The sequence below is a fragment of the Staphylococcus saccharolyticus genome, assembly GCF_900458815.1.
Lineage (GTDB): Bacteria > Bacillota > Bacilli > Staphylococcales > Staphylococcaceae > Staphylococcus > Staphylococcus saccharolyticus.
The window spans coordinates 466281-489776 of the sequence record NZ_UHDZ01000001.1 but is presented as its reverse complement, the minus strand read 5'-3'; the positions used below and the strand labels follow the sequence as shown (position 1 = coordinate 489776).

General features: G+C 31.7%; 17 protein-coding genes, 7 pseudogenes and 1 riboswitch. Of the genes and pseudogenes, 9 read left to right on the top strand and 15 right to left on the bottom strand.

What is annotated here, in order from left to right; translation table 11 throughout:
• Positions 1 to 40: 40 nt before the first annotated feature.
• The gene (locus DYE57_RS02165; RefSeq protein ID WP_115312696.1) at positions 41 to 727 is read right to left on the bottom strand and encodes an SDR family oxidoreductase; all 687 of its coding nucleotides are present in this window, start codon (positions 725 to 727) and stop codon (positions 41 to 43) included.
• A 231-nt stretch (positions 728 to 958) separates the two neighbouring features.
• Here DYE57_RS02165 and DYE57_RS02160 point away from each other — a divergent pair, with 231 nt between their 5' ends.
• Complete coding sequence (locus DYE57_RS02160; RefSeq protein ID WP_115312695.1) at positions 959 to 1258, top strand: DUF1413 domain-containing protein; 300 nt, start codon at positions 959 to 961, stop codon at positions 1256 to 1258.
• A gap of 221 nt (positions 1259 to 1479) precedes the next feature.
• On the opposite strand, the gene DYE57_RS02155 is transcribed toward DYE57_RS02160, so the two are convergent.
• The 3 genes and pseudogenes from DYE57_RS02155 to DYE57_RS02140 form a co-directional block, all read right to left on the bottom strand.
• Positions 1480 to 1671 carry a hypothetical protein gene (locus DYE57_RS02155; protein ID WP_115312694.1) on the bottom strand — a complete coding sequence of 64 codons (192 nt, stop codon included), beginning with the start codon at positions 1669 to 1671 and terminating at the stop codon, positions 1480 to 1482.
• Between the two features lie 202 nt (positions 1672 to 1873).
• A pseudogene (locus DYE57_RS02145) lies at positions 1874 to 4511 on the bottom strand (DEAD/DEAH box helicase).
• Position 4512: 1 nt separating this feature from the next.
• Positions 4513 to 4905, bottom strand: a complete 393-nt coding sequence (locus DYE57_RS02140) for a (deoxy)nucleoside triphosphate pyrophosphohydrolase (protein WP_115312693.1) — start codon at positions 4903 to 4905, stop codon at positions 4513 to 4515.
• A gap of 125 nt (positions 4906 to 5030) precedes the next feature.
• Here DYE57_RS02140 and DYE57_RS12200 point away from each other — a divergent pair, with 125 nt between their 5' ends.
• The 3 genes from DYE57_RS12200 to DYE57_RS12190 all read left to right on the top strand — a co-directional run bounded on the left by DYE57_RS12200 (position 5031) and on the right by DYE57_RS12190 (position 6937).
• Positions 5031 to 5585: a glycosyltransferase family 2 protein gene (locus tag DYE57_RS12200; RefSeq protein WP_238994484.1), complete on the top strand. Its 555-nt coding sequence runs from the start codon at positions 5031 to 5033 to the stop codon at positions 5583 to 5585.
• 200 nt (positions 5586 to 5785) lie between these two features.
• Positions 5786 to 6340 (top strand): hypothetical protein, encoded by a 555-nt coding sequence (locus tag DYE57_RS12195; protein ID WP_232619692.1) that lies wholly within the window; start codon positions 5786 to 5788, stop codon positions 6338 to 6340.
• Positions 6341 to 6517: 177 nt separating this feature from the next.
• The gene (locus tag DYE57_RS12190; RefSeq protein ID WP_232619693.1) at positions 6518 to 6937 is read left to right on the top strand and encodes a DUF5776 domain-containing protein; all 420 of its coding nucleotides are present in this window, start codon (positions 6518 to 6520) and stop codon (positions 6935 to 6937) included.
• Positions 6938 to 6990: 53 nt separating this feature from the next.
• Here the strand turns inward: DYE57_RS12190 and galU are convergent, their stop codons facing one another.
• The 6 genes and pseudogenes from galU to DYE57_RS02105 all read right to left on the bottom strand — a co-directional run bounded on the left by galU (position 6991) and on the right by DYE57_RS02105 (position 13720).
• Entirely contained in the window at positions 6991 to 7860 is an 870-nt protein-coding gene (gene galU, locus DYE57_RS02130) for a UTP--glucose-1-phosphate uridylyltransferase GalU (RefSeq protein ID WP_115312692.1), read from the bottom strand.
• Positions 7861 to 8237: 377 nt separating this feature from the next.
• On the bottom strand, positions 8238 to 9596 hold the full coding sequence (locus DYE57_RS02125) for a gluconate:H+ symporter (protein WP_115312691.1): 1359 nt from the start codon (positions 9594 to 9596) through the stop codon (positions 8238 to 8240).
• A 61-nt stretch (positions 9597 to 9657) separates the two neighbouring features.
• Positions 9658 to 11199 carry a gluconokinase gene (gntK, locus tag DYE57_RS02120; protein WP_115312690.1) on the bottom strand — a complete coding sequence of 514 codons (1542 nt, stop codon included), beginning with the start codon at positions 11197 to 11199 and terminating at the stop codon, positions 9658 to 9660.
• Between the two features lie 42 nt (positions 11200 to 11241).
• Positions 11242 to 11904 (bottom strand): GntR family transcriptional regulator, encoded by a 663-nt coding sequence (locus DYE57_RS02115; protein WP_115312689.1) that lies wholly within the window; start codon positions 11902 to 11904, stop codon positions 11242 to 11244.
• Between the two features lie 423 nt (positions 11905 to 12327).
• The gene (locus tag DYE57_RS12185) at positions 12328 to 12759 is read right to left on the bottom strand and encodes a MerR family transcriptional regulator (RefSeq protein ID WP_232619694.1); all 432 of its coding nucleotides are present in this window, start codon (positions 12757 to 12759) and stop codon (positions 12328 to 12330) included.
• Positions 12760 to 12848: 89 nt separating this feature from the next.
• A pseudogene (locus DYE57_RS02105) lies at positions 12849 to 13720 on the bottom strand (alpha/beta hydrolase).
• Positions 13721 to 13988: 268 nt separating this feature from the next.
• Here DYE57_RS02105 and DYE57_RS02100 point away from each other — a divergent pair.
• Entirely contained in the window at positions 13989 to 14909 is a 921-nt protein-coding gene (locus tag DYE57_RS02100; RefSeq protein WP_115312688.1) for a phosphatase PAP2 family protein, read from the top strand.
• A 117-nt stretch (positions 14910 to 15026) separates the two neighbouring features.
• On the opposite strand, the gene DYE57_RS02095 is transcribed toward DYE57_RS02100, so the two are convergent.
• From DYE57_RS02095 to DYE57_RS02075, 5 genes and pseudogenes are all read right to left on the bottom strand, one after another.
• A complete protein-coding gene (locus tag DYE57_RS02095) occupies positions 15027 to 15728 on the bottom strand; it encodes a GTP pyrophosphokinase (protein ID WP_115312687.1) in 702 nt (233 codons plus the stop codon).
• 145 nt (positions 15729 to 15873) lie between these two features.
• A complete protein-coding gene (locus DYE57_RS02090) occupies positions 15874 to 16287 on the bottom strand; it encodes a DUF2188 domain-containing protein (protein ID WP_115312686.1) in 414 nt (137 codons plus the stop codon).
• 72 nt (positions 16288 to 16359) lie between these two features.
• Positions 16360 to 18291: pseudogene (locus DYE57_RS02085) on the bottom strand (FUSC family protein).
• Positions 18292 to 18455: 164 nt separating this feature from the next.
• Entirely contained in the window at positions 18456 to 18746 is a 291-nt protein-coding gene (locus DYE57_RS02080) for a putative quinol monooxygenase (protein WP_115314111.1), read from the bottom strand.
• A 174-nt stretch (positions 18747 to 18920) separates the two neighbouring features.
• Positions 18921 to 20191, bottom strand: a pseudogene (locus DYE57_RS02075) (pyruvate MFS transporter).
• Between the two features lie 484 nt (positions 20192 to 20675).
• Positions 20676 to 20785: riboswitch (TPP riboswitch) on the top strand.
• A 75-nt stretch (positions 20786 to 20860) separates the two neighbouring features.
• Here DYE57_RS02075 and DYE57_RS02070 point away from each other — a divergent pair.
• The 4 genes and pseudogenes from DYE57_RS02070 (at position 20861) to DYE57_RS02055 (ending at position 23495) form a co-directional block, all read left to right on the top strand.
• Positions 20861 to 21449, top strand: a pseudogene (locus DYE57_RS02070) (thiamine phosphate synthase).
• Positions 21442 to 22552: pseudogene (locus tag DYE57_RS02065) on the top strand (NAD(P)/FAD-dependent oxidoreductase). The pseudogenes DYE57_RS02070 and DYE57_RS02065 overlap by 8 nt, the downstream one beginning before the upstream one ends.
• Positions 22536 to 22736, top strand: a complete 201-nt coding sequence (thiS, locus tag DYE57_RS02060) for a sulfur carrier protein ThiS (protein ID WP_115312685.1) — start codon at positions 22536 to 22538, stop codon at positions 22734 to 22736. Before DYE57_RS02065 ends, thiS begins: the two are co-directional and overlap by 17 nt.
• A gap of 1 nt (position 22737) precedes the next feature.
• Positions 22738 to 23495, top strand: a pseudogene (locus DYE57_RS02055) (thiazole synthase).
• Position 23496 lies beyond the last annotated feature (1 nt).

The window sequence follows — 23496 nt, the reverse complement described above, 5'->3', positions numbered from 1 at the left end:
AAACCTACTATCATATTTTAATATTGGAACTGTGTTTCACTTAGACAGGTCTTACGGTAACTTCATTGACATGACTAGGTTGTGTCAACGCATAGATGACAGCATCAGCAATGTTTTGTGCATCTAATTTCTTACGTTCCCCAAAATCGAAATCCTCGGTCATTGGTGTATCAACCATACCAGGAGAAATACTTGTCACTTTGACACCAGTACATGCGAGTTCCTTTTCAAGACTTTGGGTAATCGCATGAATGGCTACCTTCGTTGCCCCATAGACAGCATTGGTTTTAGTGACTTCGAATCCAGATACTGATGCGAGATTAATAATATGACCACTAGACTGGTTTAATAAGTAAGGTAATGCTGCTTGTAGTACATGTAATGTACCTTTAATATTGACATCAATAATAGAATGCCATTGGTCGACATCGTAATCAGTTATTTTAGAAGATAAACTTTTGCCGGCACTATTAACTACAATATCTACATGACCAAAGTGTTCTTTCACAGTTTGTAACATCTCATCGACACTATCTTTTTGAGTGACGTCTGTGGGTATAACTTTAGTCTCTGTGTTCAACTGCTTTGCTACAACATTTAATTTATTATCATTGCGACCCACTAAAGCAATACTCACCCTATAATCGCTTAAAGCTTTAGCTATTGCTTCACCTATTTCACTTCCAGATACTGTAATTACTGCTACTTTACGCTTTAACTCTGCCATATCTCTTTTCTCCTTTTCCTTTAAAATAGATTTTAATAAGAATATTTCAATCTTAACGTTTTTGTAGCTATTAAGAAATTGAAGTGTTTCTACCTTAGTATTGATAGAAGCATGTATGTACTTGAGATTAATGTTATAAATAGAACAATTATTTTGTGTTTCTTTAAGAATGATATAAAGTTAAAGTATAAAATTATTTATGAAATTGACGGTTAAAGGGGAGATACGAGAATGTCATATAATGATCGAGTACTACAATTAAGAGTGGATAAGCATCGTCCAACATTTGAATTTCGCTTTGAAGACCTGTTCTCAGAAGAAGAATGGTTAAATATGTCTCTTAAAGAACGCCAACAACAAGAAAAGACATTTAGACACGACATTGAAAAAATGGATGATATACGCATACCATATGCAAGTCTAAATCGCGTAAAGAACAAATTATTTAATGTGACGTATACTTATAACGGTATCAAAGCCAACTTTAAGCAAAATGAACAAAAAGGCAATTCTAGAGGTAGAAATAGATAGAATGGAAAGTCATCAATTGCAAACCTTTCACAAATTGATTTGTAGTTGTATACTAACTCACCAATCTTGTATAACGAAGACCACATCTTACCGGGGAAGTAAGATGTGGTCTTCTAACACATTATTCTAGATTTTAGGGGTATATAGAGTGTCATTGTTGCCCTCAATTTCTCTTTGAGAGCAAGTTCGTTCATCATTTTGGGAGTTCGTTAAAACATTGGTCAACTAGTAACAAGGGATTTACGTTCTAGACTGTAATAATACAATCTTTCTGCATCAATATAAGGAATAGAGTCAACAGTTAAATAGCCGTCTTTCATATCTCCTACCAACCCCTGATTAACGCCAGTGTTTACATAGATGTCATAACTACTTGCATCAGAGAAGATTAAATCTTCAATCACATTTCTCATAGTCATCACTCCAATATTTATTACTCAATTCCTTACACTTCACATACTACTCTTTTTCATGTAAATTTAAAGTATTTTGTGAGAATTTTCACAAAAATATCACTTATTTTTCCTATTAGGTTAATTTCTAAAAATTTTACTTCTTAAAGTAAAATATTAAACATATTAATTTTATAATAAATTTAAGTTTTCAACTATATATTTATGTAATATATCTGTAGATATCATCACGTACAGATGTTTGCATGGATAAACGCATGGTAACTACACTACTACCGTTAGGCATAAAATCTTGTTTCTCAGAACCATCAATAAATTTAACTTTACCTAAATGATAAAAATATTTTCCTTCATCGTCTCTTTTTTTACGAAAACAAACATATCTACATTATTTTTCTCATGTTTAAATATTTTTTTACTTCTGGGAAACTTAACTTTCGATTGGAACGTGTATACCACTTTAACTCATCTTGATTTAAAAATTCATCTTCATGCTTATCATAAGTAATAAACAAAGGAATAGTTTGATGTTTCATTCGATATCAATTGTACCAGATTCATCTTTTTCCCAATTTAATAATTTAACAAAATCTTCTCTTGAATACTTATTATAAAGAATTAAACTATTTTTTTATCTTGATATTTATCATTACTGTATTGTGAAAGTTCTACGAGATCGTAAAAAAGACTTTTAAATAGAGGTTTACTTAAGGATTTTTTAAATTCTTCATTTAAATAAACTAAATTTTTATTAAAGTCATACCATATGTATCACCAATAGTTTTTTAAAAAAGGTGAAATCCAATATTTTTAATGAAGTTTTAACATCTTTTTCAGTTATATCCTCATTAATAGAAAGCATCTTTTCAATTAATTTATCATAATATATATCTTGTTTTATTACTTCTTTTAAAACATCGATATCTACTTTTTTCAATCCAGGAGTTATCTGTCTAGATAAAAAAGTTAAATTTTTAAATTCATTGACAGTCAATTCGTTATTAACAAATTTATTTTTCACTAAAAATTCGTAATAGTTTTTATATTTAGAGAATATTACACTTGGATCGATCAAATTCTGTTCTATGAAATCCATTAACAAAGGAATTCTAACCAAACGTTCAAGTAATTGATTATATGCCTCTCTTATTAATTTAGGTTGATTTAACTTAACTGCATCTAAAGAATCATAGATTTTCTTTTTTGCTACCTCTTCAAAATTAATAGTTGAAACGCCATTTAAAACTGTATTATCAGTTAAAAATTTCCTATACTTATCTTTATTCTGTGATGCATCACCTGAAAGCGCTATAGGGATCATATAATTTGTTTTATAGTTGCCAATAAAATCTATAACTGTTAAAAAATCCTTATTTTCGCTTTTTCTTAACTCTCTTCCCAGCTGTTGAATAAATATAATACTTGATTGTGTCGGCCTTAACATCACAACTTGATTTACTTTAAGCTTCTTCTCTCCTACTAACAAATATTAAACCTTTTAACTCCTCTCCTGAGTAACCATAGTAATAAGTTTTATCAATCGCTCATTCGAAGCTAAATACTTTAATTTGAATGCATCCTCATCAATTATACCGTTTTGAATATAGTCAGTTACTCCAAAAAAGTGAAACGGACATAGTATCTCATTATCTAAAGCTTCTCGTAATCTTATCTCATATGCGATATTGAAATTAAACAATTCAAAAATATTAACTCATCTGTTCTTTCAGGGGGTGCAGTCATACCTAATAAAAACTTAGGTTCAAAATAATTAAATACTTTTTGATATGTTTTTGCAGCTGATCGATGTGTTTCATCAAAAACTATGTAATCAAAATGATTTTCTTTAAATCTTTTGTAATTATCATTGTTGGATAAAGTTTGAATTGTTGCAAAAACATATTTGGCGTCCATATCTTTATTCTTTCCTGTAAATAAACCAAATTTACTTTTATCTTCATCAGGAAATACTTTTTGGAATTCTTCTTTAGCTCTATTTAATATCTCTTCATTATGAACGATAAATAAAAACTGTTTAGGTGAAAAGGACCTTACATCTAAAGCGCACAAAATAGTTTTACCAGTACCGGTTGCGAATATAATTAAACCTTTGTTTTCATCTTTATTTCTTAATGAATCTAATGATTTTAATGCATGTTCTTGCATCAAATTTGGTTTAATGTCTCTATTTCCATCAAAATTTTCAATTATAGAGTTTTGTATCTTTTGCTCTTTGAAAAGTTTTTCTAATGATTAATACACAAATGATTCTTTATAATTTTTAATCCATTCTTTAATTAATGAGAAACTGTTTTCCATAATTGATCAAAGTTATTTTTGACATTATGCACCAAATCTCCATTCTTATGTGTGGACAACAATAAATTATATTCGTAATTTATTGTTAAAGAATTAGAAGTTAAATTGGAACTTCCAATTATCAAAGAAATATAATCTTTATGTTCAAAAATATAGCCTTTAGCATGAAACCCTTCAACATCAGTTAACTTAACTTCAACATTTTCTAACTTTAATAGCTCTTCATACATTTTAGGACTATTAAACCCTAAATGATTAGATGTGATTATCTTGCCTTTAACTTCCTTTTTATTCAGATCAAGTAAATGTGACTTTAAACTAGCTAAACCACTCTCTGTAATAAAAGCTACAGATATACAAAAAGACTCACATTTATGTAATTGATCTATAATAGTTGAAAGTATATTTTCTTCTTTGTTATTGACTAGTAATTTAGGAGTAAAATTTCCCCTATAGGGAACGCTTTTGTCTATAAATCCTTTGTACAATGATTGTTTAAAATCTTTGATTAGTTGATTCAATCTAATTCTCTCCTGTAATTATATTAACAGCTGGCACATCTGCTGGCGCCCATTCTATACTCTTCAATTCTTCTACTTTTAACCATTTAATCTCTTTATGTTCTGTTAATGTAGGTTGCATCTCATTTAACTTACATTTGTATGTAGTTAAATTTACTATACCAAAGTCATATTCATATGAAGTGGTTGTTACTTTTTCTCCAACAATTAGATCACATTTCACTTCTTCTTTAATTTCTCTTATTAGCGCCTCTTTTTCCGTTTCCCCTCTCTCAATCTTCCCACCAGGGAATTCCCACTTGAGCGGTAAACTCATTTTTTCACTTCTTCGAGCACATAAGATTTTATTATCTGAAAAAATTATAGCTCCTACTACATTAATCTCTTTTTTCAATCAAATCATCTTCTATTTTTAGTTTATCTTATCTTGATTTTAACAAAAATATTCAAATATTCTACTTTTAAAAAATATATAATTTATAGTATAATATTGTAATACTATTTTAAAAAGTCGTTTTTGTGAGGGAGATTAAAATTAGTAAATTAGTTACTGTTGTTATACCTGTGTATAACAAAGAATCTTTTATTGAGAGATGTATGCAATCTCTCATAGATTTAGATATGGATTATTCACAGTTTGAGGCAATATTTATTGATGATGTGTCAACTGATAATTCATATACAATTATTCAAAACTATGCTCAAGAGTATAACTTTATAAAATGTACTCCACTTAATAAGAATACCGGTGATCCAGCTATACCAAAAAATATAGGTATTGCAAAGGCTCAAGGAGAATATATTACTTTGCTCGATGCAGATGATTGGTTAGATCCACAAGGGGTACCTAAACTCATCTATCAAATGATCGAACATCAATCTGATATTGGTTTCGGTCAGTGTTATAAACATACTGATCATAATATTAAAAAAATTGCACGTTTTTCTTCTTTTGAAGAAGCTAACAATTTAATACCATATGAAATCCTAAAATTTTCCGAGCAGTCGGTCCGCCAGATAAAGTATTTAAACGTTCGACTGTCATTGACAACAATATTCAATTTGAACAAATGAAATTTGGCGAAGATAAACTTTTTTTCGCAGAACTGATAAGTAAAAGTCATCGTACATCCATGTCTCCTTATGCTACTTATCATGTGAATCGTTATTCAGATAATGTATCTTTAGTGAAATAGACTGATGTAATTGAGAAATCTAAAATCAATTTAAATGTATTACAACTCATTCTTCAATTAGATATTCCAACCTCTGCAATGATGCGCTTATTAAGTCGTATCATCGAAATGGATTATATTCGTTTCTTAGTAACTAAGACATTCTTAAAATCCGAAAATAAAGACTTTTTCTATAATCAATTTAACAAAGTTGAAAGTATGATAAATGAAGTTGGCTATGACTTATCTTCATTACTTATCACAGATAAATATAAAAATATCTATCAGCTGTTCCACTCTGATAAAGAAATGATGCGAAAGTATATTCACTTTTTAATATATGATTCACATAAACATAAATTTATTAAAGAGCATGTTATTACTTTTAAATTTCCAGACAAATTTAACTATCTTATTACACTTCAATCTAAATGTATTCCGGTTTATAACGGCACAACAATGATAGATGGTACTTTATATGAAATGATTCAGCTCTTTAAACAACCTCATATTGAAATTAATGCTGTTAAATTAGCTAAACTTCATGATGCTTCTATGCTAAAAGATATTAACTATCTAACTAAAGATAACTTTATTTATATTAAAACTGAAGATTTAAAATTTGAGAAAAATGATTATAATATTGCAGTATAATTCGATAAATATCACGCAGAATTAGTATTTGCAACTTACCCTAACTATAACGATAACGTCAAATTAAAACGTCAAAATTTTAAATTAGAATTTATAGCTCCAAATAAAGACAAGCATAAAGTTGAGAAACAAATTACTTCTGCTGACACTAAGTATTTAACTGAAAAGCCAAAGCATGTGGTAACAACGAAAACAATCAAAACATATACTGATGCCAACTTTAAAATTGAACATGGATCTATTCAAGCAGGAAGTCTTGTTACTATTTCGGACATGGGATATTCATCTAAAGGCACACCAAGATTAATTACACAAGATCAACATTACATTACCGCAAATAAAGACTTTGTAATGCCTATGAAGTTAGAGAAAAAAGATGGTTATATTTCTAAAGTTCCAAAAAGAATTAAAATTATAAAGAAATGTAAATTATATAGTGATGTGTCATTTAAAAATGACCCTATTCAAACTTTAAAACCTAATGACGAACTTAATATCATGGATATTAGTTATACTAGAAATCAAACACCTCGTCTCAAAACAGTTGATGGATACTTTGTCACTGCTAATAAACAATTCGTGAAGGTTTTACACTGATATCATAGAAGGCATGCAGAAACTATATATCATCTGCGTGCCTCTGTTTACTTTTAATCAATATTTAGTTCTTTAATAAAGCGTTTGAGCTCATCTTTCATACTGTCATCTTTCAATGCATATTCAATAGTTGTTTTAACAAATCCTAATTTTTCACCAACATCGTAACGATTACCAATAAAGTCATATGCAAAGACTTGATAATCATTGTTCATTCGTTCTATAGCATCAGTCAGCTGGATTTCATTGCCGGCACCTTTTTTTTGAGTCTTTATGTAATCAAAAATTTCTGGTGTTAGTACATAGCGTCCCATAATTGCCAAATTCGATGGTGCTGTACCTTGTTTAGGTTTCTCAACAAACTTTTGAACCTCATAGCGACGCTCTTCTTTTGAAAGAGGATCAATAATACCATAGCGGTGTGTATCTGTTTCTGGTACTTCTTGTACACCAATGACAGAATTACCAGTTTCTTCATATACATCCATCAATTGTTTAATTGCTGGTATGTCTGATTCTACGATGTCATCACCTAATAGCACCGCAAAAGGCTCATTGCCAATAAATTGTCTTGCCGAATAAATCGCATGTCCAAGACCTTTTTGTTCTTTCTGTCTAACATAAAAGATGTTTGCCAGTTCAGTTGAATATTGAACCTTTTCTAATAATTCTGTCTTACCTTTATCCTCAAGTACCATTTCTAATTCTTTTTGGTTGTCAAAATGATCTTCAATGGCACGTTTATGTTTACCTGTAACAATAATAATATCTTCTATACCTGCTCTTGAAGCTTCTTCTACAATATATTGAATTGTTGGTTTATCTAATATTGGTAACATTTCTTTCGGCATCGCTTTAGTTGCCGGCAAGAATCTTGTACCTAATCCAGCAGCTGGTATAATTGCTTTCTTTATTTGTTTCAATATGTATGCCCCTTTACCTACGTTGTTTATCAATTCAACTTAAAGTGTATCATTATTTAAAATGCTTTCATAGTAATTGTAACAGTGTATAATTAGTGAATTTCAAGATTTTTTCTCAATTCAATCATATAATATTCAATAAAGTATTATTAAAATATTTGGAGTAGGACAGAATTTATTGTCCCACCCCAAATCTAAATTTGTTTTGTCTTTGAATATCTGAATAACGTTATCTTTGTTGTGGCTCCGGACTATATTGAAAACGCTTGCTTTAAGAATATTTTCAATTCAATCATCTGACTACCAATACATAAAAACACCTGAGACAATGAATGATGTCCCAGGTGTTGACGCATTGATATATTTTTTCACAATCTTTAAACAAATAAACTGATAAATAAGATGAATATAATCCCTGAAACTGAAATAATAGTTTCAAGTAATGACCATGTTAGGAAGGTTTCTTTAACTGTCAATCCGAAGTACTCTCTGAACATCCAGAAACCAGCATTATTCACATGAGATAGAATGATACTACCTGCACCAATAGCAAGTACTACTAATGCAACATTGGCATCAGAATGTTGCAATAATGGTAAAAGAATACCCGTTGTGGAAACTGCTGCAACAGTAGCTGAACCTAGTGCGATGCGTAACACCGCAGCAACAATCCAAGCAAGTAAAATCGGTGACATGTTTGAACCTTCAAACATTTTAGCAATTGTATCACCTACACCTCCATCAATGAGTACTTGTTTAAACGTACCACCACCACCGATGATGAGTAGCATCATACCAATGGGATAAATTGCATTGGTAACAGACTCCATAATATATTCCATTTTGCGTCGTCTCATTACACCCATAGAAAAAATCGCGAAGACAACTGCTATAAGCATTGCAGTACCAGCTGGACCAATCAAGTAAATGATTTGTTCAAACCAACTTTTAGCTTTTTCATGTCCAGTAATAAGTTGAACCAATGTAGAAATTAACATCAAGATAACTGGTAAAATAGCCGTTAATAAGCTTAAACCGAAACTTGGCATGTCTTCTTCTTTAAATTCCTTTTGTGTACCTAGTGATGAAATATCTCCTTCTCTTGTATAAGCAGAAGGTGCAATCTTTTGTGCAAACTTATTAAAGAATGGTCCAGCAATTAATGTAACTGGTATAGTGATAATCATTCCGTACAATAATACTTCACCAATATTGGCCTTTAATTCTTTGGCTATCACTACCGGTCCTGGATGTGGTGGTAACAAGCCATGCGTCACTGATAGTGCTGTAACCATGGGGAGCCCTAATTTTAAGATTGAAACATTTGCACGTTTTGCTACTGTAAAGACAAGTGGTATTAATAATACTAACCCTACTTCAAAGAATAGCGCGATGCCAACAATAAATGCAGCGACAAGCATCGCCCACTGCACATGTTTTTTTCCAAATTTAGCTATGAGGGTATCAGCAATTCGAGTGGCACCTCCACCGTCAGCTAATAGCTTTCCTAAAATCGCACCCAGTCCAAAGATTAGCGCAATATGACCTAGCGTACTTCCCATACCTTTTTCTACGGTTTCCATAATTTTATTTAATGGCATACCTAGGAGCAAAGCTGTGATAATGGAAGTAATAATTAATGAAATAAACGTATTAATCTTTATGAAAATAATTAAAGTAAGTAAAATAACAATGCCTAATACAACGCTTATGAGTGGCCAAATTTCTCCAAACATAACATTCCCCTTCTTTCTCTTTTAAGTATCTAGTTGTAAAGTAATTAGGTTAAATTCATAGTTAATCACTTATATGTTGACGTTGAAACTGAGCAATATCATTATAATTGTCAGTCATAGAGCGACTAATATTAATAAAGATTTTGACTAATTTTTGATAAATGGCTACCATATCTTTATTAGGTTGATGAACATGTGTTGTACCAACCATATCTTTAATTATTGAAACATCTTCAATTTCTCCTAATGCTTTAAGTCCAAGCACACATGCACCTATACATGAGCTTTCATAACTTTCAGGTACAATTAAATCTGTATCAAAGATATCTGCCATCATTTGTCTCCATATTTCACTTTTTGCAAAACCACCAGTTGCTTTAATCGTATTGGGCGTTTCATTCATGACTTCAATGAACGCGAGGTAAACAGTATATAAATTGTATAGTACGCCTTCCAACGCTGCTCGAATCATGTGTTCCTTTTTATGAGATAAAGTTAAACCGAAGAATGATCCTCTAGCATCAGCATTCCATAATGGTGCACGTTCGCCAGCTAGATAAGGATGAAAAATAAGACCCTCTGCACCTGGTTTCACTCTGCTAGCAATTTGCGTTAATACATCATATGGATCAACACCTAAACGTTTGGCTGTTTCAACTTCACTCGCTAAAATTTCATCTCTAAGCCATCTTAAGATTACACCACCGTTATTAACTGGACCTCCGATTACATAATGTTCTTCATCAAGGACGTAACAAAAGATTCGCCCTTTGTCATCAGTTCTCGGCTTATCGATAACTGTACGTATCGCACCTGATGTTCCTATAGTCACTGCAACTTCGCCTAGATGATAACTATTCACACCCAAATTTGATAACACATCATCACTGGCTCCAACTACAACTGGTGTGTTTTCATCAATACCCATTAGCGTTGCATAACGTTTTTTCATACCTTTTAAAATGTGTGTTGTTGGAACAGGATTTGGTAATTGTGAATTATTGATACCTAATAATTTGAGCGCCTCATCATCCCAGGTTAATTGTTCTAAGTTAAACATGCCTGTCGCTGAAGCCATTGAATAATCAATAACAAATTGCTCATACAATTGATAAAAGATATATGTTTTAATATCAGCGAACATAGATGTTTGTTTAAATATTTCAGGTTCTTCATGCTTCATCCAAAAAACTTTTGACAATGGTGACATGGGATGAATCGGTGTGCCTGTTCGTTGATACAATTCAAAACCATTGTGTTCGTTCTCAATTAAATTAGCAAAACGATTCGCACGATTATCTGCCCATGTGATATTCTCAGTTAAACGTTGATACTGTGCGTCCATCGCAACTAAACTATGCATTTGAGCGCTGAATGAAATCAATTTGATATCTTCCTTAGCAACGCCTGATTCTCTAACAATATATTTGACTGTCATTAATACTGCATCAAATATTTCATCTGGATTCTCTTCAGATACATCTACGTTTGGTGTATGTAAGTCGTAACCTATATTATGTTTCATTACAAACTGACCATGTTCATTATAAAGTACTGATTTAGTGCTCGTTGTACCAATGTCTACATCAATCATATATTTCATTATTGATTCCTCTTTTCTTTCAAATTAACGTAACCAAAATCCTTAGATATCTTTACCTACATCATCGAAGTTTAAATGAAACGCTTCTTTTAATTTATCTACATCATAATATTCAATTGCATCAATAAATACTTGATGGTTTCGATGTATTCTGTCGAAATCATGTGGGTGAGTATTCATACGATGTCTCATAGATAATAATATAAGTAACTCCATCACTGGTTTTAAATGGCTCCAAAATATTTTGAGATATTGATGATTTGCAGCAGATATCATAACTTCATGGAATTCGAGATCGTGTTGTGTAAATGATTCAGCATCTCCAAATTGAACTGCAACTTTCATCATTTCTAATTGTTTCTTCATTTCTTTAACAATATTATACGTATCCTCACCTTTTAATCTTGAAAATGCGAATGATTCAAGCATCAAGCGTAAATCATACATTTCTTTCTTCTCATTTTCACCAAAAGAAAGAACACGAGCACCCATTCGTTCAAGTTGAATAAGCTGATCAGTTTGAAGTAATTTAAATGCATCACGTACTGGCGAGCGACTCACATTAAACTGTTGCGCCACTTGATTCTCAGAGAGTAATGTTTCGGCTTCAATATCACCACTTACAATACCTAAACGTAGTTCAGCAGCAATCACTTCTCCTCTTGTTAGGCTCTCTAACCATTTTGTAGGATATCCATAAGTCACTTTTCCACCCCCATTGTTTAACGTTTTATCTTGTATACAAGTATAGTAATATACATAAAATATTTCACAAACGCTTTCTTTTGAGACTTAAAAAACCCCAGTCATTGATATAACTAGGGATGATAGACACGAGTGAAACTTAATGTTTAGCTATCTCCACACAAAAGTGTGTTTCGTGACATTTAGGACATATAAACTTTCGAGTTTTAGGAGTATGCTGTGCCTTAATAAATTCAAATGTTGTAAGATTAAATACATTTTGACAATTGAGACATAAATATGAAACCTTACTTTTATAGTAATGTGTGAGTCCAATGGCATAGAAGATTGAGATGGAGATAGTTGATACTACAGGTGTCTTACTTTTAGTGACCATTGTCGCAATTAATCTAGCATATTGAATTGAACCAATGATTCCAGTGCTTATCCTAACGTTTTTCTAAAGTTTTTAAGATTGTGTGATTCTTTCATAATATAATCTATGTCACGCAAATGATGAATAGGAGATAATGACGTTGTATTAATATAATTGCGAATACTTGTAATTTTATTAATCATACTTTCTTTTGTACGAATCGATTTACGTAATTCTTCTTCTTTGATTTCAAGTATTGCATTAAGTGTTTTTAATGTTTCCTCATTCTTTAATAGTGTTTTAACTTCTTTAATTGAACATCCCAATTCTTTAAGAACAATAATAAGTTCAAGCTTTTCAACTTCTTCATCTGTGTAAAGACACCTGTTTGAATCAGATACTTGATGCGGACTTAGAATTCCTTGATTATCATAATATTGCACTGTACGTACTGATGCATTACAAGCTTTTGCTATATCTCCAGTAGAATATATGGACATAGATGTTCACCTCCTATCTACACCTTAACCAATGACGTTACGTCACGAGCAACCCTTTTTTTAATAATTAAGACTCCCTACCGTCTTAATTATTTAGAAATCCTATCTTTAATATGGTCAACAACACCAATTTGGTCATCTGACTGTGTTTCTAATATACTAGGAAAATCAATGTAACCGATACCAGGATAAACAATTTCTTTCGTTTCACCACCTAGTTCTTTAAAGCGTTCTAAAGTTGCTTTTGAATCGGTATAGGGAATAATTTGATCTTCTTTACCTAACATAAAGAGTATTTCGGAAATTGATTTATTTTTTCAATATCTGGTAGATAATCTGTGTTAATGGTATAAAGCATATCCGTGATAATTGTTTTAATTGGTGCGACAAACTGAATTAAATCTAGTGCATTTTCTTTTTTCGCGTAAATGGTTTTATCTAGTATATATTGAGGTAAGTTTTTTACTGCTTTCATTTCATCTTTTAATATACCCCTCTTATTCTCACTAGTAAATAAACGTGCTAGCATACTAGCATCTGGCGTAATTTTAGCAGCACTATGTAAATAAATTAAGTGTGATACTGGTAATGTATTGTATTTAAGTAATCTAGTAGCAATCATTCCTCCCATTGAATACCCTACGATACTAAGTTCTTTAATATGTTGTTCTTCAACAATTTGTGTTAACACATTATAAATACGCTCAGCATAATCATCTAACGTATACGTATTACGGTCTAATTCTGAACTTTTGCCTCTACTAGGACAATTAACAAATATCAATTTGAATTCTCTAAAGTAAGGTTCAAACATAGTCATAATTTTATAAGTTAACAATGCACCGTGAATAAACACAATAACATCATTAGAATGACAGTCTCCTGCAAAGGCAACTTCACTATATTCATCTTTAAATTTTTTAAGTGAATAAACTTTTGTTGTAAAATTTCGCTTAATCATATACATACTCATATTTCTAATATATTGATTATTATAATATTATCATATGATTGATTTTCATATAGTTTTTACAACTACATGACTAAAATCATTTAAAATTGAAAAGACATTGAGTACAAACCCTTCCAATAATTAATATAAAATTAACACTAACATAACATTTAATTAAAAAATGACTACTACTCTTTAACTAAGGAGCAAAGTTTTACTTTAAATTAATGTTTAATTGATACTTGGTTTACACATCATATCACCTAGGAGGCTCTTTATGATTATTTCAAAAAAATTAACATTTATTACTTTAGGTATTCTTGCACTAATACTTATGATTTCATTGATGATGGATCAAACAATATCAAATCATTTGATGAATCAAGATTCTTTATTTGGTACGATATTCCAAAATTACGGTCTATTTCCACCAACGCTCGTACTTATCATCTCGATGATTACTTTTAATTTTTATATCTTTTCTACTTTAGAAAATAAATTTTCCAAAACGATAATTATTCTTATTTCTTTTGTGTTTACGCTGATTAAAACAAATGTACTTGTTTCAGAGACTGCACAATATATTATGTCTACATCAGACAATATTAAAAAACATAAACCTATGGGTATGGCTAACAATGAAGGTAACGCAGGCCATGCTCTATCACTAGGTGTAAGTTTTTTTATCTCACTGATTATTCTTGTTGTTATTACTTTTATATGTTATCAATTTTGGTTAAAAAAAGTGGATAACTTTGAATTATGTCGCTTATTCAAAGTATCACTCATTAGCTTTATCGTCCTATTCATTGGTTTAGAATTAGTGGATAGTATGAAGGAACTATGGGGCCGTGTTAGACCCTATGAAATAGGTTTAAAAGGTGGTCAGTTTACAAATTGGCTCACAATTAATGGTAATACAGGACATAGTTCTTTCCCATCTGGACATACCGGAAATGGTGCATTCTTAATGTTCTTAGCGTTTTACTTTAGAAAATTATCATCACAAAAAGTAATGTTTGGAATTGGTATGACATATGGCATTTTAATGGCAATAAGCCGAATTCGTATAGGTGCACATTTCACTAGTGATGTAACAATGAGTTTATTCATCATGTTCTTACTTATGATTTTCGCAGATTTCATGATTAATAAAGTCACTGCCAATATAGATTCGCTGATGAATCACAATCAATAAGAAACTAGCTAAACTGAAGTCAAAGGAACCGTAGATTTTAGTACATCTACGGTTCCTTTTCAATATTTGTTATTCAATTTTACCAATTTATATACATCTAAACTTTAACATAGTAGCTTAGCTTTCACTTTCTGAGATTTCTGAATGAATGCGCTGCATTTTACTTTCAACATTTGTAATATCAGACGCACATTGTTCTAATAGACCTTTGTATTTCTCAGTGTCAGCGTCATTTTTATAACGAATTTTATGTTCTAGACTTGCCCACATGTCCATTCCAATAGTGCGTATTTGAATTTCTACAGGTGTTACTTCTACAGAATCTGCTAAAAATACAGGAATTGAAACAACGATATGCAAACTGCGATAGCCATTTTCTTTAGGATGTTCAATATAATCCTTCCGCTTCAATAACTTTACATCTTCTTGTCTTAATAACATTCTCTCAATCACATATATATCATCAAGGTAATTACATACCACTCGAATTCCAGCAATATCCGTAATATTTTCTTTAGCGCTCTGTGCACTTACTTCAAGACCTTTACGATTTAGCTTTTTAACTAAACTATGCATTTCTTTTACACGTCGTTCCATATGATGAATAGGATTATGCTTAAATCGATGGTTGAAGTTATCATCTAATATACTTAATTTCGTACTTATTTCTTTAAGTGCTGAAGAATAAATATGATCTAATTCAACAAAGCCCACTAAAGTATCAAACGCTTCATCATTATTTTTAAAGTTACTTAAACTATTTTTAAACTCATTTTTTAGTTCTTCGATATAAAGTGAAGGCTTTCTTTCTACGTACATATTTCTCAACCTCCGTTTTCTATTCATCACCATTATATCGAAATTTAATTTGATAATTAAATGTTAGCTCATATTACATTCGTCTTAAGGCTTTTTTACGATAAGAAAACCGCATAAGCACAAAGCTTACACGGTTACTAATCATCTATTCATTTTTGTTATGTTCAACAACTTTTGTACCTTTATTATCAGCAATTTCTTTTGCTCGTTTGATAGCTTCAGCTTTGGTACCAAACGTATCTGAAGCTTGCTTAGCATCTGTTGTCTTCACTTTCCATTCTTCATCTTCAAAGTACACATGCACGTTTTCATCATTTAATTTAGGATTAGCTGATGGGTCTTTCTGATGTTGAGTAATATGTTTATTTTTCAATTCTTCTAAGTCGTCCTTAGATGCATCTTGATACCATTTTTCTGCCTGTTGTGTAGCAATTGGAATAACATCAGATTCTTTATAACCATCTTTTAACATCGCATTACCAATATCAATCGCTTTCTTACGTTCAAGTTCTGCAAAGTTCTTCCAACTTTGAGGATAATCTTTCATTGTCCAAGGCATAGTCTAACCTCCTCAATCATTTAATAAACATTACCACCAAATCTATCATTTGAAACGATTGAAGTCTTCAATTTAAAATGTATTCTTGCCAGTATAATTAATATCTTTACGTTGTTCGGCACAGTTACGTTGAATATTCATTAATGACGCGCGCATATAATTATATTGTGGTAAATGACTCATATTTCTAACGTTTAAATCTGATTGAAATTGAAAATGCTTAGCAATATTTTCAAACACAACTAAATATTCTCCCATTTGATCATCGGTAATAGTTTGACGATGTTTATTATTCATTGCACGTTCTAACATAAAACTAATCTCTTCTAGCGCGAAGATACTTGGATAATAATATCTTATGGCTTCTTTATTATTAAATAACTCACCATTTGCTGAATTATAGATTTGAGTCACATTACTAATTTTAACTGACAAATTAAGACTTTCTACTCTATCACGCTCATCAGTTTCTTGTTTATTTTTTGAAAATAAATAATGAAATAACACACTTTCTTTACGTACAAGTTCAGCAATCGCATCAGACAACATCGATGACGCCGTTTTTCGTGCAAGAATAAAGATGCCAATCACTGCAATGGCAATACCATACCTGTGAGTACATCAATAATTCGCGTATATGCATTCTCAATATTTAAATTTTGTGATGCCAAACCATTTAACATAATGACTTGTGTTGTGATAAAAATGACCGCGAATGCGTAATTAGAAGCAACAAATGCTTCTATCATCATTGCTGAAAAGCCCATGATAAATATGGCAATGATTGGATTAATATGAAATGCCAATATACCTGACAATACAATTGTACCTACTATAGTTCCTAATCCTCTTGCTAGCGAACGGTCTAATGTACGTATCGTTGTTACATTCCCCAATATAATTGTATGTGCCGATAAAGGTACCCAATATGCTCTTTGAATATTAAATGCAAGTGCTATAAAAATAGCAACTGCCATAATTACCGAATACTGTAAAGTATTTCTAAACACAATTGAATCAAATGTTAAGTTTTGATAAATGCGTTTACTATACAGCGGCTTTCGAATATCTGCCTCATATTCAATCTGATTATCATTAGCGTGAATCATTTCGTCAATTTTTAAAATATGGTCCATTAAATTTTTAAATTCTGGTGCCACATCGACAACTTTTGTCCATGGCCGGAATTGTTGAGGTTGCCACGCTGTTAATAATATGATCCATCATCTCAACTAAATCTTTAGGTAATGGACGAATATTATTTTCATTGAGCTCTAATAATTCAGCATAAATACCTTGTGCTGATGTATGTAATAAAATTAACTTTTGGAATCTTTTACTTAATTGTTCATTACCACCTGAAGTTGATGTAATCAATAGCTTTTCTGAATTTCGAAATTCAGTCACTGCATTTCTGGCATAGGCTTTAAAGTCGTCAGCATCATTAAAATGATGTAATAAATTATGCAACGTCTTAAAATCGGCTTTAATCACTCGGTCTTCTACTTTTTCTTTCGTGAAAATAATCGTTAATAAGACAGTGATAGTAGCGAGAACACCACCAATAAAGATAGCAAAACCACGAATCAATGCTTGATCAGGAGCTGTTGGTAAGTTAATTGATAAACAAAATGTTACTAAAAAGAAAGTAGATGATGGGCCTGCGAGTTTAAGCGCATTAAATGTATAATACGGTACTGTAACTACAATTAATAATAATAGTCCAAACAGTATTGGCTGTGACACTGTTAAAGTCCCTAATATCATACAAATTGTAAACGATAAAGAACATATGATAACCGTCCTAAGCATAGACTGAGGAGAACCTTTGAATACATAAACATGTGCGAGTGTACCAGTAGATATTAAAAGCCCAAAACTAGGAAAGCCACAAAGGTAACCTATAAGAACAGGTATAATCATTAATAATCCTTGTCGCATTCCTTTCACAATATTAATCTTTGATTGATCAAAATGAATCAAAGAAGCAAATATTTGTTGCATGTTTATCTTCCTTTCTATAACATCCCAAGACTTAAATAAAAAGAGCGGAACAACTGAAATGATATTTTAATTGTCCCACTCGTCGTTAATCTTATTGAAGATTACATGTAATATTTAATTATTTTATTATAACACTGATACGCTCATGGTTGGAAGTATCAAAGTCATTTTTCAATGGGTTGACTTACATCGATTTCTGGTTCTTCAATAACAAAGTCACCAATATGTTGGCTAAAAACCTTAAAATGTTCAGAGTTATTGTGCGCTTGAACAGCTTTGTCATCTTTATAATTTTCTACAACTACAAATACGTTTTTTTCAGTCACATCTTCGTAGTGATGATAGAATAAATTTCCTTCTTCTTTTCTAGAACTTTTAACGAGTTCATCCATCATCTTTAAGTAACCTTCACGTTTGTTCACATCAATTTTTAATTTTGCATTAATAATAATAATTACCGTCAACTCCTTAGGATATTTCACCTCTTAGTATAGCGAGTTTATTAAGCGTTTAACAATCATAAGAATTCACATTTTTAAGTAAAGAGAAAAAGATACCATTTATTACCATAATGAATAAAAAATAAACACACTAGAATGACTTATTAATCATCTAATGTGTTTAAATTATTATTTATTTTTAGGCGCTTCATTAACAACTAATGGTTTATCTGGTTTAACGAAGAACCATAATATTGCTGCAATCACAGCTGGAACGATTAATAATTGTAATGTCATCGACCAGCCTAATTGATCAACAACAATACCCGCGAGTAGAGGGCTAATGCACCAATGTTTCCCCATAAATTCATCCACCCTGAAACTGTTCCTGAGAAGTTACGACCTAAATCAGTAGCGGCCGCCCAACTCATACCCATTGAGATACCAACGCCACCTAGACAAAGTGATAACCAAATAATTGTCATGTATAAATTATCAGTATGTACTGCTAAGAAAATAGATACTGAAAATACGATAAACCCTGCAATCGCAATGACACCACGAGCAACGAACCGTGTTTGTCCAGTGTTTAAAATTTTATCTGAAATAGCTCCTGCAAATAAAATTAAGAAGAACATGAATAACCATGGTAACGCACTAATAGGCATATGTTTAAAATCCACATGATATTGTTCTGTTAAATATGTAGGTAACCAAATTAAGAATACTGCAATCACAAATTGAACTACGAAATACTGAAGTGCGATTGCGTAAAAGCTAAAGTGACTTAAGAATCGTTTCCAAGGTGGTAAAGATTTTTCTGTCGCAACAATATCACGATTTTCAGTAATAAATTTTTTCTCTGCATAATTGACCATTTTGTGATGCTCAGGTAAATCTTTAGCGATAATTGCCCATAATACCGCCATTAAAATACCTACAGCACCAAAAATATAAAATACGGCTTGCCAGTTAAAGGCGTTAACGATTGCAATAGTAATAATTGGTGCAAGTACAGGATCAAAATAAGAACCCGCTAAAAGAGCACTAGATGCTTTACCTTTTTCATTTTTAGCAAACCATAATGAGTTAAATACGGCATTAGATGGATACATCGGAGCTTCCCCAACACCAAATAAGAATCTAATGAAGTAAAGTAAACCATGATGTTTAATCATTCCAGTTAAAATTGTAAATGTACTCCATCAAACTAAGGCGATAGTAATCATCTTACGAGGTCCAAATTTCTCTGCTAACATTCCAGATGGTACTTGCATCAATGCATAACCCAGTGAGAAGAATAAAGCTAATAAACCAAATTGTGTCTTTGTTAATCCCAAATCTTTCATCATCGGTACTGCGATATATGAAATATTTGATCTATCCATATATGCGATAACACCAATGAGGAAAAATCCTATTGCAAAATACCAACGTACATTACTGCGTTTTTCTTTCATATTGTTTCCTACTTCCATTTGAATTGTGTTGTTTCTAATTATGATGTCGTTATGTTTCAGAAATCCCCTTTGATGACTGTTCAACCTTCACTTTTTAAAACAACTGTATTAAGTTGTAGCGCTACAATTTTTTATTAATATAGCACGTAGTGAAAACGGTTACAATAGTTTTTGTAAAATTTTTAAAAATGTATAATTTACGTATATTTTTGTGGTCAAATTACACTTTTCTATCAATTTCAATATAGCCTTAAATATAAGTCTCGCGCAACTTTTTCTCGAATAAAAATGAGCGTGTTAAAATATATTTATAATAGTTAAATATACATTATAGGAGTTATAAATGCACATTTATACAAAAAAGATAATAATATTTTGTCATCTCTTGTTGAACTTATTGTTAAAGGAAATTTGATGTATATGATTAAAGATAGTAAAATGATGTTAAATAAAACGTTTTCACATTTTGATTAATAATTTCATATTAAACCACTGGAAGTGCCTTTGTTTAAGGCTGAGAATAAAGAAATGACTTTATAATTCCTATAACCTGATCCAGTTCATACTGGCGTAGGGAAGTGGCACCGTTAAATTCATGAAGTCTAACATAAACGACACGCTATTTCCCTTCTTCAGGGAGATAGCGTTTTTATTTTTAAATTTGGGGTGATACATATATTTATCGCAATCACTTACGATAAACAAATTACTGACGAAGATTTACAGCATTTTATGACCATTGAAAAAAGATTGACGGTCTTTTATTTCGTATGTCAATGAATTATGACGAATTAAAAGACAAAATCATTCAGTTGACTCAACACGGTTTTGAGAAAGATAAAATCATTATTCACAGTGATATTACACTTTTAGAAGAACTAAATCTTTCTCGTATCCATTTTAAAAATAACGATACAACGACATTTTCTTATAAAGCATCACATCCAAATATCATTGTTAGCATGTCGACGCACGATGTCGCAACGGTTAACTTATGTAGAAAAAAAGGCTAGACTATGTCTTTTTCGGTCATCTTTTCCCTACTATGTCACATCCAGATACGCCACCACGGACGACCAAAGAGATTCAAGATGTCTTACATATTCCTATCACTACTTATGCCATTGGCGGTATAAATAACAATACAATCAAACAAATTCCAAAAGACTTTTCAGGAATATGTGCAATCTCATATTTTATAACTGCAACGTTAGAAGAGATTCAACACTTAAGAAAGGAGTGGTCTCAACATGCATGATGTATTAATCATTGGTTCTGGTGTCATAGGCATGTCGATTGCTAGACAACTTAGCGAAACACAATTAGATGTTGTGTTGTGTTAATAGATAGAGATGTTCCAGGCAAACATGCTTCATATAAAGTAGGCGGTATGCTTGGTGCTCAAAATGAATTCACACATGATAGTGACTTATTTCAATTAGCCATTGAATCTCGGTCAATGTTTCCACAACTTAGCGAATCATTACTAAATGAAACAAGTATAGATATACAATTTCATAATTCCGGATTGATTAAAATAGCGAATCAAGAAAGTGATGTGGCGTCCCTTGAACATCAATATCACTTTTTAACTGGCAAAGATTCTAGTGTTAAACAACTTAATAATGAAGCGTTAATTCACTTAACTCAAGGTGCAGTAGAACCATCATATGCAGCAATTCATATTCCTCACGATGGTCAAATTAATGCCCATAATTATACTAATGCCTTGTTAGAATCAATTAAGTAAAGACATAGTACGCGTTATTATTCTACTGAGGTTTATTCAATTAAAAGAAATAACGGCTATTATACGATTTTAACAAGTGAATCATCTCCAATAGAAGCTCATAAAGTGATTGTAGCTGGTGGCGCATGGTCATGATTATCAACTTCAAAGGCAAGTAATTGGCGTTAAAGGTGAAGTCATTTTATTAGAAAGTGGTAAACTGCAACTTTCTGAGACGCTGTTTACGACAAACGGTTGTTACATCGTACCAAAGCAACCAAATCGATTTTTAATTGGTGCAACAAGTGATTTTAATAATTACTCTGTAGGTACGACTGAACTAGGTTCGAACTGGCTCTTAAATCACGCATGTGCACGTGTCCCCGAACTAGAAAACAGCCGAATCCTAAAAAAATGGTCTGGTGTCAGACCTTATACCAAGAAAGAAATTCCAATCATGGATCAAATCGACGATGGTTTATATATAATAAGTGGGCACTATCGTAATGGTATCCCTCTGTCACCTATCATTGGTCGGGATATCGCGAATTGGTTACTCTCTGGTATTATACCCACCACGTTATTCAAGCTTTAGTGTGTCAAGGAGGAATAATCATGAAGTGTATCATTAATGGCGATTCATTTACTTTTGAACGAGAACAGTCGATACAAGATGTCTTACTGTCACTCGACTTAGACCCAAAACGCGTCATTGTTGAAATGAATAAAGAACTCATTAAGCAAGATAATTACACAGAACATACGGTTAGAGAAGATGACCGTTTAGAATTATTAGAAATTGTTGGAGGTGGATAAGATGTTTAAAATAGGAAATTTAGAATTACAATCTCGATTACTTTTAGGTACAGATAAATTTGACAATGAAGATATTCAATCAAAAGCGATTGAAGCATCAGAAACAAATGTGCTTACTTTTGCGGTGCGCCGTATGAACTTATACGATCGCACCTTACCTAACCCATTTGCGAATGTAAATCTAAAAGATTTTATTACATTCCCAAATACTGCTGGTTCTAAAACGGCTCAAGAAGCAATTCGTATTGCAGAAATTGCTAATCATGCAGGTGTATGTGACATGATTAAAGTCGAAGTCATCGGTGATGATGTAACTTTATTACCAGATCCTTTTGAAACTTATGAAGCTTGTAAAGTCTTATTAGAAAAAGGTTATATAGTCTGCACATATATTTCAAATGACCTCGTTTTAGCAAAACGTCTAGAAGAATTAGGCATTCATGCTGTCATGCCACTCGCTTCACCGATTGGTACTGGAAGAGGCATTAATAATCCGTTAAATTTAAGTTATATTATTGAAAATGCCAATGTACCAGTCATTGTAGATGCTGGCATCGGATCACCTAAAGATGCTTGTCATACTATGGAATTAGGTGCTTGCTAAACACAGCCATTTCTGCTGCCAAAGACCCAGTGAAAATGGTAGAAGCAATGAAACTTGGAATCCATGCCGGTAGACTTTCTTATGAAGCTGGACGTATACCTGTGAAATATACTGCTCAAGCATCTAGTCCATCTGAAGGTTTAGGATTTTTATAAT